1 protein-coding gene and 1 pseudogene are annotated in these 2,014 nt (G+C 71.9%); both read left to right on the top strand.

All coding sequences use genetic code 11. The features are described from left to right. A partial coding sequence (locus ACJA3G_RS35810; RefSeq protein WP_406557203.1) for a peptidoglycan D,D-transpeptidase FtsI family protein occupies window positions 1-1,864 on the top strand: 1,864 nt, incomplete at its 5' end. Between the two features lie 44 nt (window positions 1,865-1,908). After that, a pseudogene (locus ACJA3G_RS35815) lies at window positions 1,909-2,014 on the top strand (Mur ligase domain-containing protein); the annotation flags it as partial.

Consider the following 2,014-nt stretch of genomic DNA (forward strand, 5'->3'; position numbering starts at 1 on the left):
GGCGCAGCGGCGCCCCAAGCCCCCCGCCCGGATAAGGCTCGGCAGCCCGCGGCCCCGGCTGCGCCTGGTCAGCCTCGGGCTCACCCTGGTCATGATCGCGTTCGTGGTGCGGCTGCTCCAGGTGCAGGCGGTGGACGCCAGCGCGTACTCCGCCAAGGCGGAGAAGAACCGGTACGCCAGCTACGCGCTGCCCGCCGAGCGCGGTGAGATCACCGACCGCGACGGCGTCGCCCTGGCCACCAGCGTCGACGCGTACGACATCACCGCCGACCCGTCGATGTTCACCCCGGCGGCCAGCAAGGCCCCCGACGCCCCCCAGCAGGCGGCGGCCCTGCTCTCCCCGCTGATCGGCAAGGACCAGGAGGAGATCGCCAAGAAGCTGCGGACGCCCAGGAGTCGGTACGTGGTCCTCGCCCGCCGCCAGACGCCGCAGGTGTGGAACCAGATCAAGGACCTGAAGAAGGTCTTCGCCGAGAAGGCCCGCGCCGACCTGGCCAGGGGCGGCACCGGCGCCAATGTGCTGGGCGGCGTCTTCAACGAGTCGAGCAGCAAGCGGGTGTACCCCAACGGCGACCTCGCCGCCGGGATACTGGGTTACGTCAACGCCGAGGGCCGCGGCGGCGGGGGACTGGAGTCCCAGCTCGACAAGGTCCTGGCCGGCCAGGACGGCAAGATCACCTACGCCCAGTCCGGCGGGCGCCGGGTGCCCACCGCGGGCACCCACGAGACCCCGGCCGTCCCCGGCTCGGCGGTCGAGCTGACCGTGGACCGCGACATCCAGTGGATGGCCCAGAAGGCCATCACCGACCAGGTCCGCAAGTCCCAGGCCGACCGGGGCTATGTGGTGGTCCAGCGCACCGACACCGGTGAGGTCCTGGCCATGGCCAACGCCCCCGGCTTCGATCCCAACGACCTCTCCCACGCCAACGGGGCGGCGCTGGGCAACGCGGCCGTCCAGGACGTCTACGAGCCGGGCTCCACCGCCAAGGTCATGTCCATGGCCGCGGTCCTGGAGGAGAACGCGGCGACCCCGCTGACCCACGTCACCGTCCCCAACCGGCTGCACCGCGGCGACCGGCTCTTCAAGGACGACATCGACCACCCGACCTGGAACCTGACGCTCAACGGCGTCCTCGCCAAGTCCAGCAACATCGGCACGATCCTCGCCGTGGAGCAGCTCGGCAGGACCGACGCCGAGGCCGACCGGGTCCTCTACTCGTATCTGCGCAAGTTCGGCCTCGGCTCGCCCACCGGCCTCGGCTACCCGGGCGAGACCCCCGGCATCCTCGCGCCGCCGCAGAAGTGGTCCACCTCCCAGCAGTACACGGTCCGCTTCGGCCAGGGCCTCTCGCTCAGCGCCATGCAGGCCGCCTCGGTGTACTCGACGATCGCCAACGGCGGGGTGCGCGTGGAACCGACGCTGGTACGGGGCACCAGGGGCCCCGACGGCCGCTTCACCCCGGCCCCCGCGCCCAAGCAGTCCCGGGTGGTCAGCGAGAAGACCGCCAGGAGCGTGGCGCAGATGCTGGAGTCGGTCGTCGGCGACGAGGAGGGAACCGGAACCAAGGCCCGTATCCCCGGCTACCGGGTCGCGGGCAAGACCGGCACCGCCAACCGGGTCGACCCCAAGACCGGCCGCTACCACGGCTACACGGCGTCCTTCGCCGGTTTCGCGCCCGCCGACAAGCCCGCGATCACCGTCTACTGCGCCATCCAGAACCCCACCAGGGGCAGCTACTTCGGCGGCCAGATCTGCGGCCCGATCTACAAGCAGGTGATGGAGTTCGCGCTCAAGACGCTGCAGATCCCGCCGACCGGCGCCCAGCCGCCCAAACTGCCCGTCTCCTTCGGCGGCACCGACTGAATCCGGAACCATCGTGACAACCATCACCCCCGGCCCCGGTCCGGACGGGGCGCTCCCGGCTGGTGCGCCCCGGCGACCTCTACGCGGCCCTGCCCGGCGCCCGCTTCCACGGCGCCGACTTCGCGGCCCAGGCCGCGGGTCTGGGCGCCG

Source organism: Streptomyces sp. YS-3, from assembly GCF_045257485.1.
Lineage (GTDB): Bacteria > Actinomycetota > Actinomycetes > Streptomycetales > Streptomycetaceae > Streptomyces.